Annotated in this window: 14 protein-coding genes; 13 read left to right on the top strand and 1 reads right to left on the bottom strand. The window is 57.4% G+C overall.

Annotated elements, in window-relative coordinates; all coding sequences use genetic code 11:
- The first annotated feature begins 1 nt into the window (after nt 1).
- Nucleotides 2-523: a GNAT family N-acetyltransferase gene (locus AAE045_RS02660; RefSeq protein WP_455546345.1), complete on the top strand. Its 522-nt coding sequence runs from the start codon at nt 2-4 to the stop codon at nt 521-523.
- 238 nt (nt 524-761) lie between these two features.
- Here the strand turns inward: AAE045_RS02660 and yjgA are convergent, their stop codons facing one another.
- Entirely contained in the window at nt 762-1313 is a 552-nt protein-coding gene (yjgA, locus tag AAE045_RS02655; protein WP_455425934.1) for a DarP family protein, read from the bottom strand.
- Nucleotides 1314-1411: 98 nt separating this feature from the next.
- Between yjgA and pmbA the strand changes: the two genes are divergently transcribed.
- The 12 genes from pmbA to mdcE all read left to right on the top strand — a co-directional run bounded on the left by pmbA (nt 1412) and on the right by mdcE (nt 15101).
- Entirely contained in the window at nt 1412-2764 is a 1353-nt protein-coding gene (gene pmbA, locus AAE045_RS02650; protein WP_202304066.1) for a metalloprotease PmbA, read from the top strand.
- A 60-nt stretch (nt 2765-2824) separates the two neighbouring features.
- Nucleotides 2825-3211 carry a cytochrome b562 gene (gene cybC / locus AAE045_RS02645; RefSeq protein ID WP_455546580.1) on the top strand — a complete coding sequence of 129 codons (387 nt, stop codon included), beginning with the start codon at nt 2825-2827 and terminating at the stop codon, nt 3209-3211.
- A gap of 59 nt (nt 3212-3270) precedes the next feature.
- Nucleotides 3271-3849, top strand: a complete 579-nt coding sequence (locus tag AAE045_RS02640; RefSeq protein WP_455546344.1) for a hypothetical protein — start codon at nt 3271-3273, stop codon at nt 3847-3849.
- Nucleotides 3850-4017: 168 nt separating this feature from the next.
- Entirely contained in the window at nt 4018-4644 is a 627-nt protein-coding gene (locus AAE045_RS02635; protein WP_455546343.1) for a response regulator, read from the top strand.
- Nucleotides 4641-7745 carry an ATP-binding protein gene (locus tag AAE045_RS02630; protein WP_455546342.1) on the top strand — a complete coding sequence of 1035 codons (3105 nt, stop codon included), beginning with the start codon at nt 4641-4643 and terminating at the stop codon, nt 7743-7745. Before AAE045_RS02635 ends, AAE045_RS02630 begins: the two co-directional genes overlap by 4 nt.
- Before the next feature lie 120 nt (nt 7746-7865).
- Nucleotides 7866-8294, top strand: coding sequence for a DUF1090 domain-containing protein (locus AAE045_RS02625; protein WP_455546341.1), 429 nt, complete (start codon nt 7866-7868; stop codon nt 8292-8294).
- A gap of 58 nt (nt 8295-8352) precedes the next feature.
- Nucleotides 8353-10461 carry a fimbria/pilus outer membrane usher protein gene (locus AAE045_RS02620; RefSeq protein WP_455546340.1) on the top strand — a complete coding sequence of 703 codons (2109 nt, stop codon included), beginning with the start codon at nt 8353-8355 and terminating at the stop codon, nt 10459-10461.
- Nucleotides 10462-10630: 169 nt separating this feature from the next.
- On the top strand, nt 10631-12286 hold the full coding sequence (mdcA, locus tag AAE045_RS02615) for a malonate decarboxylase subunit alpha (RefSeq protein WP_202304072.1): 1656 nt from the start codon (nt 10631-10633) through the stop codon (nt 12284-12286).
- A complete protein-coding gene (locus tag AAE045_RS02610; RefSeq protein WP_455546339.1) occupies nt 12286-13170 on the top strand; it encodes a triphosphoribosyl-dephospho-CoA synthase in 885 nt (294 codons plus the stop codon). Before mdcA ends, AAE045_RS02610 begins: the two co-directional genes overlap by 1 nt.
- Before the next feature lie 8 nt (nt 13171-13178).
- Complete coding sequence (gene mdcC / locus AAE045_RS02605; RefSeq protein WP_271129993.1) at nt 13179-13478, top strand: malonate decarboxylase acyl carrier protein; 300 nt, start codon at nt 13179-13181, stop codon at nt 13476-13478.
- Nucleotides 13471-14301 carry a biotin-independent malonate decarboxylase subunit beta gene (locus AAE045_RS02600; RefSeq protein WP_455546338.1) on the top strand — a complete coding sequence of 277 codons (831 nt, stop codon included), beginning with the start codon at nt 13471-13473 and terminating at the stop codon, nt 14299-14301. The genes mdcC and AAE045_RS02600 overlap by 8 nt, the downstream gene beginning before the upstream one ends.
- The gene (mdcE, locus tag AAE045_RS02595; RefSeq protein WP_455546337.1) at nt 14301-15101 is read left to right on the top strand and encodes a biotin-independent malonate decarboxylase subunit gamma; all 801 of its coding nucleotides are present in this window, start codon (nt 14301-14303) and stop codon (nt 15099-15101) included. Before AAE045_RS02600 ends, mdcE begins: the two co-directional genes overlap by 1 nt.
- Nucleotides 15102-15236: the final 135 nt, after the last annotated feature.

Raw genomic sequence — 15236 nt, 5'->3', positions numbered from 1 at the left:
TATGCTGACGATTAAAAGAATAGCGGGGATGGATTCCCCGTGGTTTGCCGGGGTAGACGAGCTGTATGAAAGCGCGTTCCCCCTGCATGAAAAGCGGGAGCCGCAGGCCAAAGCCAGCGCGCTGGAAAACGAGCGCTACGAGCTACAGGCGTGGTTCGACGGCGAGCAGTTTATCGGCATGATTGGCGCGTGGCGCTTCAGCGGCTACACCTACATCGAGCACCTGGCGGTAAACGGCAGGCTGCGCGCGCAGGGTTACGGCAAGCGAATGCTGAGCCAGTTCCTGCAAATGCACCCGTTAACCATTCTGGAAATCGACCCGCTGACCACGGAGATCGCCCATAAGCGCCTGCGCTTCTATCAAAGTCTGGGCTTCCATGAAAATGGCTATGAGCATGTGCACCCGAGCTACCACGAGGGGATCGCCGATCACGAGTTGATTGTGCTGAGCTACCCGCAGCAGATTAGCGAAGAGCAGTACCAGCGGTTTAACAAGGATTTGTGTGACGTGGTGATGGCTTAGAACGGATGAGTCCGTAGGGGGGATAAGCGGCAGCGTCATCCACCAGTTTTGTCGGATGGCGCTTCGCTTATCCGACCTACGAATAGCTTTTACCAATAATAATAATTAAGGCTTTCGGCCAGTCCGTAGGGGGGATAAGCGGCAGCGTCATCCACCGGTTTTGTCGGATGGCGCTTGCGCTTATCCGACCTACGAATAGCTTTTACCAATAATTAAGGCCCGCTTGCGGGCCTTAATTTTAATCCTGGCTTTCGGCCAGCTCGCGCAGATAGGTGAAGATCTGGCGGTAGGACTTCGGCGGCTTGTTGGCCGCTTTTTCTTTCTGGGCGTTGCGGATCAGCACGCGCAGCTGCTGGCGGTCGGCGTCCGGGTACAGGCGCAGCACTTCGGTCATGGCATCGTCGCCTTCTTCCACCAGGCGGTCACGCAGGGCTTCCAGCTTGTGGAACAGCGCAACCTGCTGGTTGTGGCGGTTCTTCAGCTTGTCCAGCGCCTGGCGGATCGGATCCATGTCGCGGGAGCGCATCATTTTACCAATCAGCTGCACCTGACGGCGGCGGCCTTCCTTCTTGATCTTCTGCGCCAGCTCAATGGCGGCGCGCAGGTCATCGTCCAGAGGGATTTTGTCGAGCGCGTTTTTGCCCAACTCCATCAGCTCCATGCCTAAGCGCTTTAGCTCTTCGGCATCGCGTTTAATTTCGCTTTTACTGACCCAGATAATCTCATCATCGTCGTCTTCGTTTTCATTATCGGGGACGTCATCGAGCCAGTCGTCGGGCTGCTTAGTCATATTAGGCTCCTAAAAAAAAGTGGCTAATTCTAACAGTAAAGCCTGTTCACTGCGAAATTGTTCTGTTCCTGTTAGACTTAATTAACTCACCTTAGATTATGGCAGTCGCGATGAAAGTAAACACGCAGGTAGCAGAACAACGTAAGACGCTTGAGCAGGCGGTTTCACAGGCACTCGAACTGGCTTCCGCGCAGTCCGATGGCGCAGAAGTTGCCGTCAGCAAAACCACGGGCATTGGCGTAAGCACTCGCTACGGTGAGGTTGAAAACGTTGAATTTAACAGCGATGGTGCCCTCGGCATCACCGTTTATCACCAGAATCGTAAAGGCAGCGCCTCCACCACGGATTTAAGCCCTGACGCCGTTGCGCGCACCGTGCAGGCCGCTCTGGATATCGCTCGCTACACCTCGCCAGACCCGTACGCGGGCGTGGCGGAAAAAGAGCTGCTGGCTTTCGAAGCGCCAGATTTAGACCTTTTCCACCCGGTAGAAATGGACGCCGACCGTGCCATTGAGCTGGCGGCGCGCGCTGAAAACGCCTCCCTGAACGTGGATAAACGTATTACCAATACCGAAGGCGGCAGCTTCAACAGCCACTACGGCATTAAAGTTTTCGGCAACAGCCACGGCATGCTGCAAAGCTACTGTTCGACGCGCCATTCGCTTTCCAGCTGCGTTATCGCCGAAGTTAACGGCGAAATGGAGCGTGATTACGCGTATACCATCGGGCGCGCAATCGAAGATCTGGAAAGCCCGGAGTGGGTGGGTGCCGAATGTGCCCGCCGCACGCTGTCCCGCCTTTCCCCGCGTAAGCTCTCCACCATGAAAGCGCCCGTCATTTTTGCTGCGGAAGTGGCTACCGGCCTGTTCGGACACCTGGTCGGCGCTATCGCCGGTGGCGCAGTGTACCGTAAATCAACGTTCCTGCTCGATCACCTCGGTAAGCAAATTCTGCCGGAGTGGCTGACCATCGAAGAGCATCCGCACCTGCTGAAAGGCCTGGCCTCTACGCCGTTCGACAGCGAAGGCGTGCGCACGGAGCGCCGCGATATTATCAAGGACGGCGTCCTGCAGCAGTGGCTGCTGACCAACTACTCCGCACGCAAGCTGGGCCTGAAGAGCACCGGTCATGCGGGCGGCATCCATAACTGGCGCATCGAAGGCCGCGGCCTCGACTTTGACGGCATGCTCAAAGAGATGGGCACCGGGCTGGTGGTGACGGAGCTGATGGGGCAGGGCGTAAGCGGCATTACCGGCGACTACTCGCGCGGTGCGTCCGGCTTCTGGGTAGAAAACGGCGAGATCCAGTACCCGGTGAGCGAAATCACCATCGCTGGCAACTTAAAAGACATGTGGCGCGAGATGGTCACAGTAGGCAGTGATATCGAGAAACGCAGTAACATCCAGTGTGGTTCAGTGCTGTTACCGGAGATGAAGATCGCCGGGCAGTAGAACGGTAAGGGGCGCGTCCTGCAGCGCCCTTCTTCAGCATAATAATAAGGGACATAAATGATCCGTAAGAACTTGTTTGCAATGTTGGCAGTCTCATCCGTCCTCTTCGCCACCGCCGCTCAGGCGGCAGACGTGGGCGACGACATGGATACCATCGCGGAGAACTACAAAACCGTGATGAGTACCGACAGCGCCGCCGAGCTGAAAACCTCGCTCAACAACATGCGTACCGCCGCGCTGGATGCGCAAAAAGGTACTCCGCCAAAGCTTGAAAATGAAGCGCCGGACAGTGCAAAAATGAAGGATTTCCGTCACGGGCTGGACCTTTTAGTCGGCCAGATTGACGGCGCCATCAAACTTGCTGACGCGGGAAAAGTGAAAGAGGCCCAGGCCGCCGCCGAAGCATTTAAAGGTACCCGCAATACCTACCACAAGAAGTATCGTTAAGTCCCGATTTGCCCTGACGTTCGGGGCAAAATCATCATTTATCATAAGGATATCCACAAATGAAACAGATTCAGACGATGTTTAAAAGTGCCGCAGCCGTGTCCGTGCTGGCGTTCAGCGCGTTTGCCGCCCATGCCGATACGCTGCCGCTAAGCGGTAATTTCCAGGCAGACCACTTCTCCGCAAAAGTTGTCTCCGTTGACCAGAAAAACCATGAGGTGGTTTTAAGCGGCAGCGAAGGCAATGAAGTGACCGTCACCGTGCCGGAGCAGGCGGGCGACCTGGCTAACCTGAAAGCGGGTGATATTGTGGATACCACGGTGACCCATTCCGTCGCCGTAGCGTTAGATACCAACGTCGATAAATCCGCACCAACGGCTTCTTCAACCAAGGGCGCCGCGCCAGCCACCAAAGGCGACCCGCAGCATGAAGCGTTCCGTCAGGTTAACGTTGAGCTGAAAATCAAACACATCGATCTGAAGAAGAACGAAGTGACCTTCGAAGGGCCGAAAGGCGGGCAGAAAACCGTGATGGTGGATAACCCGGACATCCAGGCCCACCTGAAAGATCTGAAAGTTAACCAGAGCGTACGCGTGACCTACACCGACACGCTGAAGATTGAGGTTCGTAAGTCTTAATCGTTCCGCTTTTTCCCTCTCATGCGGCTTAAGCGGTTTGAGAGGGATTTTCCCTTCCCTGCGCGACACCCGCAAAAACCCAGAAATCCTCCGCATATCCTTTCCCCGAAAAGAGATTGTATAGTATCCCCCCAACACAGGTAGTGGCTGACAGGCATAAGGGATTCTATGGCTTCCGTTTTACTGGTCGACGATCATCCGGCGATCTGCTTCGCGCTGAAGGTGACGCTTGAAAAGCAGGGCGATCTGCGCGTCACAACGTCAAACGGCGACAGGTTAATTCAGCAAATTCATCGGGATGCTCCCGATCTTCTCTTACTGGATCTGGAGCTTAACGGCAGCGACGGGCTCGATCTCCTGCCGCGCCTCAAGCAGCATTTTCCTTCCCTGAGCATTCTTATCTATACCAACCAACCGGCAGCGCTGTATGCCCGCAGAACGCTGCAGGCCGGTGCGGATGGGTTCGTTAATAAAAGCCTGAATCTGGATGCGTTGGAGTCAGTCTGCCGCCTGCTGCTTCAGGGCTACCACTGTTTTCCCCGGGAAGCGATGGATCTGTTACGAAGCGATCGGCCAGCGCCGCTCTCCCCGCAGGCCCTGCTCGCCAGGCTGTCGGATCGTGAGCTGACGGTTTTACACTCCCTCATGCGCGGCCAGAGCAATAAGCAGATTGGCGATAGCCTGTCGCTGAGCAACAAAACGATCAGCACCTATAAAATCCGGATCCTGAAAAAGTGCGGCGTGGAGAGCCTCGATCCCCTGTTTAAGCTGCTGAATGAGGAAGCCGGGAGTTGAAGAAATCGCTGATAGCCGGGATCCTTCTGTTTCTTTTCTCTGGCCCTGTTTTTGCGGCGGACAACGAGCTACAGCTGCTGGCGCGAAGTAATATCGTGCTTGAGGATCCGGGGCTTAGCGTCACCCAGTGGCGCTGGGTGCGGGAACACAGAAAGCTGCGGCTCGCCGTCTGGTTACCGATGTCCCCGCCCTATGACATTACCACCGGGTTAAGCGATTATGGCGGCATTAACGCCGATTTTATCGGCGTTATCGGCACCAATCTTAACGTTGAGATTGAGGTGCTACGCTTTGACAGCTATGACGCAGCGTTAGCCGCGCTGGTGAAAGGAGAAGCTGACGTTATGGCCCAGGCGGGTAGCAGCCAGCGGCTGGCCGGCCTGGTGCTGAGCCAGCCTTACAGTAAAAACCGGCCGGTGGAAGTGAGCAACATGGACGCGCCAAGGCTTCAGGGCGAGCAAAGCATTGCTATCTGCCCGCAGTACGACAGGCAGGCGGTGCTTGCGCACTATCCTTCCGCACGGCTGGAGGCTTTCTCTTCCAGCCGTCACGCGCTCGAAGCGCTGGCATTTCGCCATATCGATCTGTTTATCTGCGATGCCACAACGGTCCAGTATCTGATAAGCCAGTCAAATTTAAGTAATTTATCCTCACGTCCGATCCCTGTGCCGCTGGCGACCGAAGGCTTCTCTTTAGCGGCTTTACCAGAACAAAAGCAGTGGATTGCGGCGATCGATCGGCTGCTCGGGGCTTTACCAGAAAGCGTGTCGATTGAGATTCATCGGCGCTGGAACGGCGGTATCCCTCTTTCGCTCGGGGAACAGCGACCGGTTTTTACCACGCTTGAAAAGAAGTGGGTTGCGGAGCATCGCCATATTCGCGTCGCCGTAATTGCAGAGAATAATCCTCTCTCCTGGTTTAACGCCTCGGGCCAGATGCGCGGCATTATTGCGGATATTCTTACCGCGCTGCGCTTGCGCACCGGATTGATCTTCGATATTCAGCCGTATCCCAGCTTTGAAGCCGCGCTTAAGGCGGTGGAGAACGATAAAAGCGATATTGTGGCGGGCGCTGTTCAGACCAGCATCTGGCGGCATAACCTGCTGACGACGCGCACCTGGCTGTATAACTCCTGGGTGATGGTCGGCAAAAAAAATCCTCCGCCAGGCCTGCAGCCGACACGCATTGTTACCCAGCTTGCCCAGGCGCCTACAGACTGGCTTGAAAGGCATAGCGACGAAGAGATTATCAACGTTGATAACTGGCGCGCGGGCCTTAAGCGTGTCCTGGACGGCAAAAGCGACATGATGATTATGCCGCTGATCGTCGCAAACGACTGGCTCCTTGCCGATGAGTACGCCGGTTTGAAAATCCTCGGCAGCGTGGATACCGCGCCGATGCGCTTTTCGTTTGGCTCCTCCAGGCGTTTGTATCCGCTGGTCATGATCCTCAATAAAGCGCTAATCAATATTCCTCCCGAAGACCTCCATGCCATCACCCGCAACGGCGGCAGAGGTAACAAGCTGGCCGTGACGCAGACTAATCCTCTGCTGGCATATAAAGGGCTATGGATATCGCTGCTGCTCTTTTTTGCTTTGCTGGCCGCTGCCGGTGGCTGGCGCATAGCCATTTTGCGAAGCAGGCTACGGAAAATAACTCGGGAGAAAAGTCAGGCTGAAAACGTAAGCCAGATTAAAACTCAGTATCTGGCAACCATGAGCCATGAGGTGCGAACGCCGGTCAGCGCCATGATCGGTTTGCTGGAGCTGGTGATGTCCAGGCCTCAGGATACCCAGCAAAATCAGCAGCGTATTCAGGTTGCCTGGCAGGGAGGACAGTCGCTGCTGGCGCTGATTGGCAATATTCTGGACGTGTCGCGCATTGAGGCCGACAGGCTGGTGCTTTACCCGCAAAGGACGTCGCTGCTCGCTTTACTTGAGTCCGTTGCCGTTCTGTTTGAGGGCATCGCGGGGCAAAAAGGGCTGGCTTTTCACCTGGAAATAGACAGCGAACTGGACAGGGAGGTGCTTGTCGACCCGCTGCGGCTCCGCCAGATAGTTTCGAATCTTTTAAGCAACGCGATTAAATTCACCTCCTCGGGCAGCGTGACGCTGCGGGCGATTCATCACCATGAGGAATCCAGCAATACGGTTAACGTGCGTCTGGAAGTAGAGGATACCGGGCAGGGGATAGATGATGAGGTTCAGCAGCGTTTATTCCAGCCGTTTTCTCAGGGGCAGGTGGGGCAAGGAGGTGGATTAGGGCTTTATATCAGCCGCAGGCTCGCGGAGATGATGGGCGGCAAAATAACCCTCACCAGCCAGCCAAAGAAGGGAACGCAGGTAGCGGTAAGCCTGCGATTATCCCGTCTCTCGTCGCTACCGGACTCTATTCCCAAAGCTCAACATGAGGGTATGCAGCAAAACGTTTCTCTGCGCATTGTGGTGGTGGATGACAACGGCGCTGGCAGAATGCTGCTTGAACATCAGCTGCTGCATCTGGGGCACCGGCCCCTGTGCTTTGCCGGGGCCTCTGAAGCGTTACGCTACCTTGAGCAGCATAGGGTCGATTTAGTCATCACCGATTGCAACATGCCCGGCACGGATGGATTTGAGCTGGCGGCAGTGCTGCGAGAACGCGAGCCAGAACTCTCTCTGATTGGCCTGACGGCGGACGCGCGGGGCAGCACGCGTGAAGCGGCAATCGATGCCGGAATGACGACATGTTTGTTTAAACCCGTTACGCTCGCACAGCTGGCTGAGAGCCTTAAAAATCTGGCTTTTGTCCATGACTCCGCAGTCACACTTCCTTCCATTAAGCTTCCCCCCGCGTTGCTGGCAGGCGAAAACGGGAAAGCTTTTCTGCGCCTGCAGCTCGATGAGCTTGAAGAGGTATTGCGCTGGTTCAGGCAGGGCGACGCAGCAGAGAGACAGTCTCGTTTACATCGCCTCCGTGGCGGGCTTCAGCTGCTGGGCGTCCCGGCTATAGAGGCGCTGTGTATCAGGCTGGAAGAGCAAAGTGAGCCGGAAGAAATGGCTGAGCTTGAGGCGGCGCTGACCGCCCTACATCAGGCGCTTAAAGAGAGACTACAGGCGCTGTAGAACGTCCTACAGGAAACTGAAGTCCGGGGCGCGTCGTAAACGTCGCGCGGGGAGCTTACTCTTTTGTTAACAGGATACGGCCCGGCAACCGCAGGCCGTTTATAAACAAAGGAGAAGTTCATGAAAAAGTTCGCAACCGTTTTAACTCTGATGCTTTCTGCTGGTGCCTTTAATGCGGCTCATGCGGCTGAGTCATGCGCTGACAAAAGCGCAGCGCTGCAAAAAGAGATCTCTATCGCTCAGCAATACGGCAACACGCAGAAAGTTGCTGGCCTGAAAAAAGCGCTGGCAGAAGTGAAGGCGCATTGCACCAACGGCAGCGTGCTGGCCGACGCGCAGAAAAAAGTCAGCAAGCTTGAGAAAAAAGTGGCCGAGAAGCGCGACGACGTCAGCGAAGTTCAGGCTGATTTAAAGCAGGCGCAGGCTAAAGGCGACCAGAAAAAAATCGCTAAATATCAGAAGAAGCTGGCTGAAAAGCAGGCCGACCTGCGCGAAGTTCAGCAGGAGCTGAGCCAGGCGCGTGCTGAACTTGCTAAGCTGCAAAAATAAGCATCAGCGTTAAGCAAAAGCAGGGGTGCCCGCTTTTGCTTTTTTGCATAGTAATCCCATGTTACGCCTCGCCTTTTTGCTGTCGTTCCTCTTCAGTTCACTCATCCTGCCTGCACGGGGCGCTGATAAAACCTGGATAATCCTCAATAACGTCTATAAGGGCGCCGTTTCCCTGACTTTTTCTCAGGGGTCACCCTGCTTGACTCGCCCTCTGTTAGAGGAGTGGGGTATCCGCCAGAATGTGCTGAAGCGGCTTAGCTTTGGCGAACAGGGCTGCCTGACGAAGGGGTCAGCGGAACGCTTTGGTTTTCAGTCATGGTATCGGGAGTCGGCGGGGTTACTTACCTTACTCTTTCCTGAGGAAGCAATAGCCCCACAGGAAAACGGGGTGACGACCAGCCGCTGGGACGACGGTATTCCCGCGCTGTTTACAAATTACCGTCTCGATGCCGATAAAAAGAGTGCGCAATATAGCGGGGAGAAGGCGGGGACCGACGCCACGCTTGAGCTGGATAATGGCCTGAATATAGGCGCCTGGCGGCTGCGCTATCAGAACACTTTCTGGCGCGATCGGGCGGACAAGCAGGGTTCTTATACCCGCTCCGCGTCTCTGTGGCGCAGCATCCGCTCGCTTCGGGCGCGGATGACTCTGGGTGACGGAACAACCTCCAGCGCGATGTTTGACGGCTTCACTTTTCGCGGTGCGTCTATCGCCAGCGATGAGGCGATGTATCCGGACAGCTGGCGACCTTCCTCTCCCTGGATTACGGGCTATGCGCGCAGCGAGGCTGAAGTGACTATTCATCAGAACGGGCAGCGGGTTTATCGCCTGCACGTCCAGCCGGGCGCTTTTACGATTCAGGACTTTTACCCTCCCGATCCTCAGGGCGACCTGGAGCTGACGGTGCAGGAGAGCGACGGCACCGAGAGAACGCGCATTTTACCCTGGTCGGTCATGCCCAATCTAACGGGGCAGGGGATTGTCAGCTACGAGCTGGCGGCCGGGCGCTATAAGCCCTATCACGGCACCGAGAGCGATAAAGACCGGTTTGCCCAGTCCACCTTTTCCTGGGGCGTAGCCTCTGGCACAACGCTGTTTGCCGGATGGCAGCAGGGTGAGGATTACATAAGCCAGGTCGCCGGGGTCGGGCAGAACTTTTATGCCTGGGGAGCGCTTTCTGCGGATCTCAGCCATGCGCAATATACCCAACAGGGGGTAAAAAGCAGGGGGATGGCCTGGCGGCTTCGTTATGCAAAGGCCTTTTTCACCACCCAGACGCACCTCAATGCCCAGCTGCAAGGGTATCCCCACGGCAGCCAGTATCGAACCTTCGAAGAGAAAATTAACCGTGCCGACACGCTTCGCTACGGCTGGGACGATGACACGACCAGCAGGGCAGCGCGCGGCCAGCTTGAGATTAACCAGAGTTTTAACGAGGACTCCACGCTGGCCATCTCCTGGAACTGGACGCATTCCCGCAGGCGCCACGCCAGCAGCCAGAATCTGAGCCTTAGCCTGAACACGCGCTGGCAGGAAATTGACATCAGCCTTGCGGTCGACAGAAATCAGTATCAGGAGTATCCCGCTGAAACCGTAATGGGCCTGAACATCAGCGTGCCGTTCTCGGCGGCAGGACACACGGTTAACGTCGGCTACGTTTCCGAGCTGGACAGCAGGAACAGCGCGACGCACGGCGTAAATCTCTACGGCTCGGCGCTGAGTGACTATAGTTTACGCTACGACGTCACCGCGCAGCATCAGGAGCACGGTAACGACGAGCTGAAAATGAGCACGGGATACCAGTACAACGCGGGCGAAGCCAGTGTTGGCCTGACGCGCAACGGTCGGCAGCGGGATTATCATGCGGATCTGAGCGGCAGTTTATTGCTGCACAGCGGTGGGTTAACCGCCGGGCAACAGCTGGATGAAACCGTGGCTCTCGTCGACGTTCCCCAGACGCCGGGGGTGAGTTTTTACAATCAGTTTGGCACCACGACTAACGCACGCGGCGAACTGCTGGTCAGCTATCTGACCCCGTGGCGCGTGAACGAATTAACGGTAGATACGTCCAGTTTGCCCTTCAGCTTACAGTTTGAGAACGATGAGCTTGAAGTTGTACCTACGCAGGGGGCGGTAGTCAGACGCACTTTTCTACCTTCCCGCTAGTCCATCTTCCTCCAGACCGCCATCCGACCCGATCGCAAATCGTTGCTATGATTATTACTCTCAGGCTAATAATCCGCCCGTGACCTTAATTGATACCCTAAAGAGGTAAGCGCACAATTTAATCAGACTAAAGCAAATCAAAATGATGAGCTCAATCAGGAGGTTAATAATGAAGGCTTCCCAAAAGCCAGCACGAGTGTGGAATTCACGCCGCTTAGAGAAGCAGCGGCGCATGGCTTCCACCAACGTGCAGGGCAAGGTTCTTCCGACTGAAGGCCTTGTCGATATGCTGGAACGACTGATTGCCCCGGGCGATCGCGTGGTACTTGAAGGGAACAACCAGAAGCAGGCGGATTTCCTTTCCCGCATGCTGGCGGAAGTCAGCCCGTCGAAAGTCCACGACCTGCATATGATCATGCCGAGCGTAGGGCGCAGCGAGCACCTTGATATCTTTGAAAAAGGCATCGCACGCAAGCTTGATTTTGCTTTCTCGGGCACCCAGAGCCTGCGCATTTCGCAGCTGCTTGAAGACGGCCAGCTCGAGATTGGCGCCATCCATACCTATATCGAACTTTACTCCCGTCTGTATGTGGACCTGTCGCCAAACGTGGCGCTGATTGCCGGCTTCAAGGCCGACCGCAAAGGTAACCTCTATACGGGCGCCAGCACCGAAGATACCCCGGCCCTGGTTGAAGCCGCCGCGTTCCACGACGGCATCGTTATCGCCCAGGTTAATGAACTGGTTGACGACGAATGCGATCTGCCTCGCGTGGACATCCCTGGTTCGTGGATTGACTATGTGGTTGTTGCCGACAAGCCGTTCTTTATCGAACCGCTGTTTACCCGCGACCCGCGCCTGATCAAGCAGGAACACATCCTGATGGCGATGATGGCGATTAAGGGCATCTACGCGGAGCACCAGGTGCAGTCGCTGAACCACGGTATCGGCTTCAACACCGCCGCCATCGAGCTGCTGCTGCCAACCTACGGCGAACAGCTGGGCCTGAAGGGCAAAATCTGTAAACACTGGACGCTGAATCCGCATCCGACGCTGATCCCGGCAATCGAAAGCGGCTGGGTAGAAAGCGTGCACTGCTTCGGCGGCGAGCTGGGCATGGAAGAGTACATCCGCGCCCGCCCGGACATCTTCTTTACCGGTGCCGACGGCTCCATGCGCTCCAACCGTGCGATGTGCCAGCTGGCAGGTCAGTACGCGGTGGATATGTTCATCGGCTCTACCCTGCAGGTTGACGGCTTTGCCAACTCCTCCACGGTAACCCGCGGTCGCCTGTCCGGTTTCGGCGGCGCGCCAAACATGGGCCACGACCCGCACGGTCGTCGTCACGCAACGCCAGCCTGGCTCGCGATGCAGAACAAACCAGACATGATGGAGCGCGGTCGTAAGCTCGTTGTGCAGATGGTCGAAACCTTCCAGGCGGGCGTTAAGCCAACGTTTGTGGAAAAACTCGACGCGCTGGACGTGGCGAAATCCTCCGGCATGCCTTTAGCGCCGGTGATGATTTACGGCGATGACGTCACCCACGTGCTGACCGAAGAAGGCATCGCGTATCTCTATCGTGCTGAAAGCATGGAAGAGCGCCGCGCAATGGTCGCTTCCGTGGCCGGGATCACCGACATCGGCCTGGGCGTTGACGCTAAACGTGTCGCCCAGCTGCGCCAGAGCGGCAAAGTGGTCTTCCCGGAAGATATGGGCATTCGCCGCAGCGACGCGACCCGTTCCCTGCTGGCAGCCAGCAGCGTGGCGGATCTCGTTGAGTGGTCCGACGGCCTGTACAACCCACCTGCGAAATTCCGGAGCTGGTAATGAAACTACAGCCACAGACTGGGGTTGAGGGCAGCGCGCAATGGCTTGCAAGGGTTGCCACCCAAAGCATGATTGAAGAAGCACGTTTAAGCCCGAAGCCCGGTCTTGTGGACAGCCGGGGAAACGGTGCCCATCACGACTTAACGCTAAGCCTGATGGAGCGCTCGGCGCACAGCCTCTCCCCGACGTTTCATGCGCTGGCGCTGCAAAGCTGGAAGCGCCCGGCGGATATCGCCCTGCGTCAGCTGGTTGGCCGCTTAGGCCGCGAAGGCGAAGCGCAGATGATGGAGGCCACCGGCGGAGTGAACACTCACCGGGGGGCTATCTGGGCGCTGGGTTTACTGGTGTCTGCCGCCGCCATGCACGGCATGGAAGGCAGCAGCGAAGAGATAGCCGCGAGCGCGGCGAAGCTCGCCGGTTTACCCGACAGCACGGCACCAAAAATTTTCAGTAAGGGGTTACGCGCCACAAGGCGTTATCAGGTTCCCGGCGCACGCGAAGAAGCGCAGCAGGGCTTCCCGCACGTTATGCGTCTGGCCCTGCCGCAGCTACGCCGCAGTCGCGAAGCTGGTGCCACCGAGCAGCAGGCCCGTCTTGATGCGCTGATGGCCATCATGACGTCGCTTAGCGATACCTGCGTGCTGTCCCGCGCGGGGCTCGAAGGGCTTGAGACGATGCAGAACGGCGCGCGAAGCGTGCTGGCCGCTGGTGGCACCGCGCAGGCCGCAGGCCGCGAAGCGCTGGCAAAGCTCGATAAGCAAATGCTCGCGCTTAACGCCTCACCGGGCGGCGCGGCAGACCTGCTTGCCGCCACGCTGCTGATGGACCGCATCGCCTGCGATGACGTTCGCGTCACCCCATTACCGCAACATTCACACTTATAGAGGGTGTTATGGAACACATTACATTGTCATTTCCGGCAACCCGTACGCTCAGCGGCAAAGCGCTGTCCGGCGTGGTTGGCTCCGGCGATATGGAAGTTTTGTTCACCGCCGCCGAAGGCGATGCGCTGACCGTCGATATCACCACCTCCGTGGATAACAGCGAGCAGCGCTGGCAGGCCCTGTTTGGCCGCCTGGCCGCGCTCGGCAGCCTGCCTGCGGGGCAGATGCTGATCCACGATTTTGGCGCGACGCCGGGCGTGGCCCGCATTCGTATCGAACAAGTATTTGAAGAGGTGAGCCATGCGTGACGACCGCAGTTTTATCGAACTCAAAGCGCGTGAGCGTGCCCGTCTGCTGCTCGACGACGGCAGCTACCGTGAACTGCTCGACCCGTTCGACGGCATTGTTTCCCCGTGGTTAGGCGCTCAGGGCATCGTGCCGCAGTCTGACGACGGCATGGTTGTCGCGAAAGGCACCATCAACGGTGGCCCTGCGGTAGTGATTGCTATCGAAGGGTCGTTCCAGGGCGGCAGCATGGGCGAAGTGTCCGGCGCAAAAATGGCGGCGGCCCTTGAGCTGGCGGCAGAAGACAACCGCAACGGCATTCCGACCCAGGCGGTTCTTTGCCTGGAAACCGGCGGCGTGCGCCTGCAGGAAGCCAACCTTGGCCTGGCGGCAATTGCCGATATCCACGCCGCGATTGTTGACCTGCGCCGCTACACCCCGGTTGTGGGCGTGATTGCCGGGACCGTCGGCTGCTTCGGTGGGATGTCCATCGCCGCCGCACTTTGCAGCTATCTGATTGTGACCCGCGAAGCGCGTCTTGGTCTGAACGGCCCGCAGGTTATCGAACAGGAAGCCGGTATCGACGAGTACGATTCCCGCGACCGTCCGTTCATCTGGAGCATGACCGGTGGCGAAGTTCGCTACCAGAGCGGCCTGGTGGATGCGCTGGTCGGCGACGGCGTGAACGCGGTTAAGCAGGCGGTTAACGACGCTATCGCCAAAGGCGTTCCCGCTAAGCACCGCACCGATAACTACGCGTGGTATCTGGAACGTCTGGCTAACTTCGACACCAGCAAGCAGGCCGATGCCGAACAGATCAAACAGCTTTTTGGGGAGAAACAGTAATGAGCCAGAAACTGAATCGTGCCGCCGTCTGGCTGGACAAACTGACCGCAGGCGCGCCGCGCATGGCCGGTCTGTGCCCGTCCGTGCAGGTTGCTGACGGCGAAGTTGACGGTAAAGCCGCGCGTTTTATCGCGGTAGTGCCGGATGCAAACAACCATTACCCACGTGCCGCAGGCGGTGAAGTAGGGCTGCTGGAAGGCTGGACGCTGGCGAAAGTGGTCAGCGAAACCATCGCGGAAGACGCGGACAAAACCGAGAAGCGCGCCATTGTCGCGGTCATCGACGTGCCGAGCCAGGCCTATGGCCGTCGTGAAGAGGGCTTCGGTATTCACCAGGCGCTGGCCGGTGCGGCAGGGGCTTACGCCAATGCTCGCCTGGCAGGGCACCCGGTTATCGGGCTGATCGTCGGTAAGGCTATGTCCGGGGCGTTTCTGGCCCACGGCTACCAGGCAAACCGCCTTATCGCCTTTAACGACTCCGGCGTGATGATCCACGCGATGGGGAAAGAGTCCGCGGCCCGCATCACGCTGCGTACCGTTGATGCGCTGGAAAAGCTGGCGGCAACCATTCCGCCAATGGCCTACGACATCAGCAACTACGAAACCCTCGGCCTGCTTTCAAACCTGCTGGATATCGCTAATCCGCAGGCGCCAGAAGCAGACGACCTCAGCAAAGTGAACGCCGCGCTGGTGACGGCCGTTCGCGAAGCCCGCACGGATACCACCCTGAAAAACAGGCTGCATGCTAAGAATCGCCATAGCTCAGCCCTTGTTCGTGAACGTATGCGCGCAAGCTGGTAAGCACTGAAGACAGACCTGCCAGACGGTACATAAGAACGTCGGCGGTGGGATTTGTAAAACCCTGGGGTGGATAAGCGTAAGCGTCATCCACCACAGCAAGGTCTACAGGTTCCGCCGTTGAGCGTTGACATAAAA

The organism is Dryocola clanedunensis (genome assembly GCF_038405435.1).
Taxonomy (GTDB): Bacteria; Pseudomonadota; Gammaproteobacteria; order Enterobacterales; family Enterobacteriaceae; genus Dryocola; species Dryocola clanedunensis_A.
This window is presented reverse-complemented; position numbering and strand designations above follow the sequence as displayed.

What these genes read in the sequence shown, in the direction of transcription:
- AAE045_RS02660 (WP_455546345.1), top strand. Translation starts at nt 2, where the DNA reads ATGCTGACGATTAAAAGAATAGCGGGGATGGATTCCCCGTGGTTTGCC.
- yjgA (WP_455425934.1), bottom strand. Translation starts at nt 1,313, where the DNA reads ATGACTAAGCAGCCCGACGACTGGCTCGATGACGTCCCCGATAATGAA.
- pmbA (WP_202304066.1), top strand. Translation starts at nt 1,412, where the DNA reads ATGGCAGTCGCGATGAAAGTAAACACGCAGGTAGCAGAACAACGTAAG.
- AAE045_RS02640 (WP_455546344.1), top strand. Translation starts at nt 3,271, where the DNA reads ATGAAACAGATTCAGACGATGTTTAAAAGTGCCGCAGCCGTGTCCGTG.
- AAE045_RS02635 (WP_455546343.1), top strand. Translation starts at nt 4,018, where the DNA reads ATGGCTTCCGTTTTACTGGTCGACGATCATCCGGCGATCTGCTTCGCG.
- AAE045_RS02625 (WP_455546341.1), top strand. Translation starts at nt 7,866, where the DNA reads ATGAAAAAGTTCGCAACCGTTTTAACTCTGATGCTTTCTGCTGGTGCC.
- AAE045_RS02620 (WP_455546340.1), top strand. Translation starts at nt 8,353, where the DNA reads ATGTTACGCCTCGCCTTTTTGCTGTCGTTCCTCTTCAGTTCACTCATC.
- mdcA (WP_202304072.1), top strand. Translation starts at nt 10,631, where the DNA reads ATGAAGGCTTCCCAAAAGCCAGCACGAGTGTGGAATTCACGCCGCTTA.
- AAE045_RS02610 (WP_455546339.1), top strand. Translation starts at nt 12,286, where the DNA reads ATGAAACTACAGCCACAGACTGGGGTTGAGGGCAGCGCGCAATGGCTT.
- mdcC (WP_271129993.1), top strand. Translation starts at nt 13,179, where the DNA reads ATGGAACACATTACATTGTCATTTCCGGCAACCCGTACGCTCAGCGGC.
- AAE045_RS02600 (WP_455546338.1), top strand. Translation starts at nt 13,471, where the DNA reads ATGCGTGACGACCGCAGTTTTATCGAACTCAAAGCGCGTGAGCGTGCC.
- mdcE (WP_455546337.1), top strand. Translation starts at nt 14,301, where the DNA reads ATGAGCCAGAAACTGAATCGTGCCGCCGTCTGGCTGGACAAACTGACC.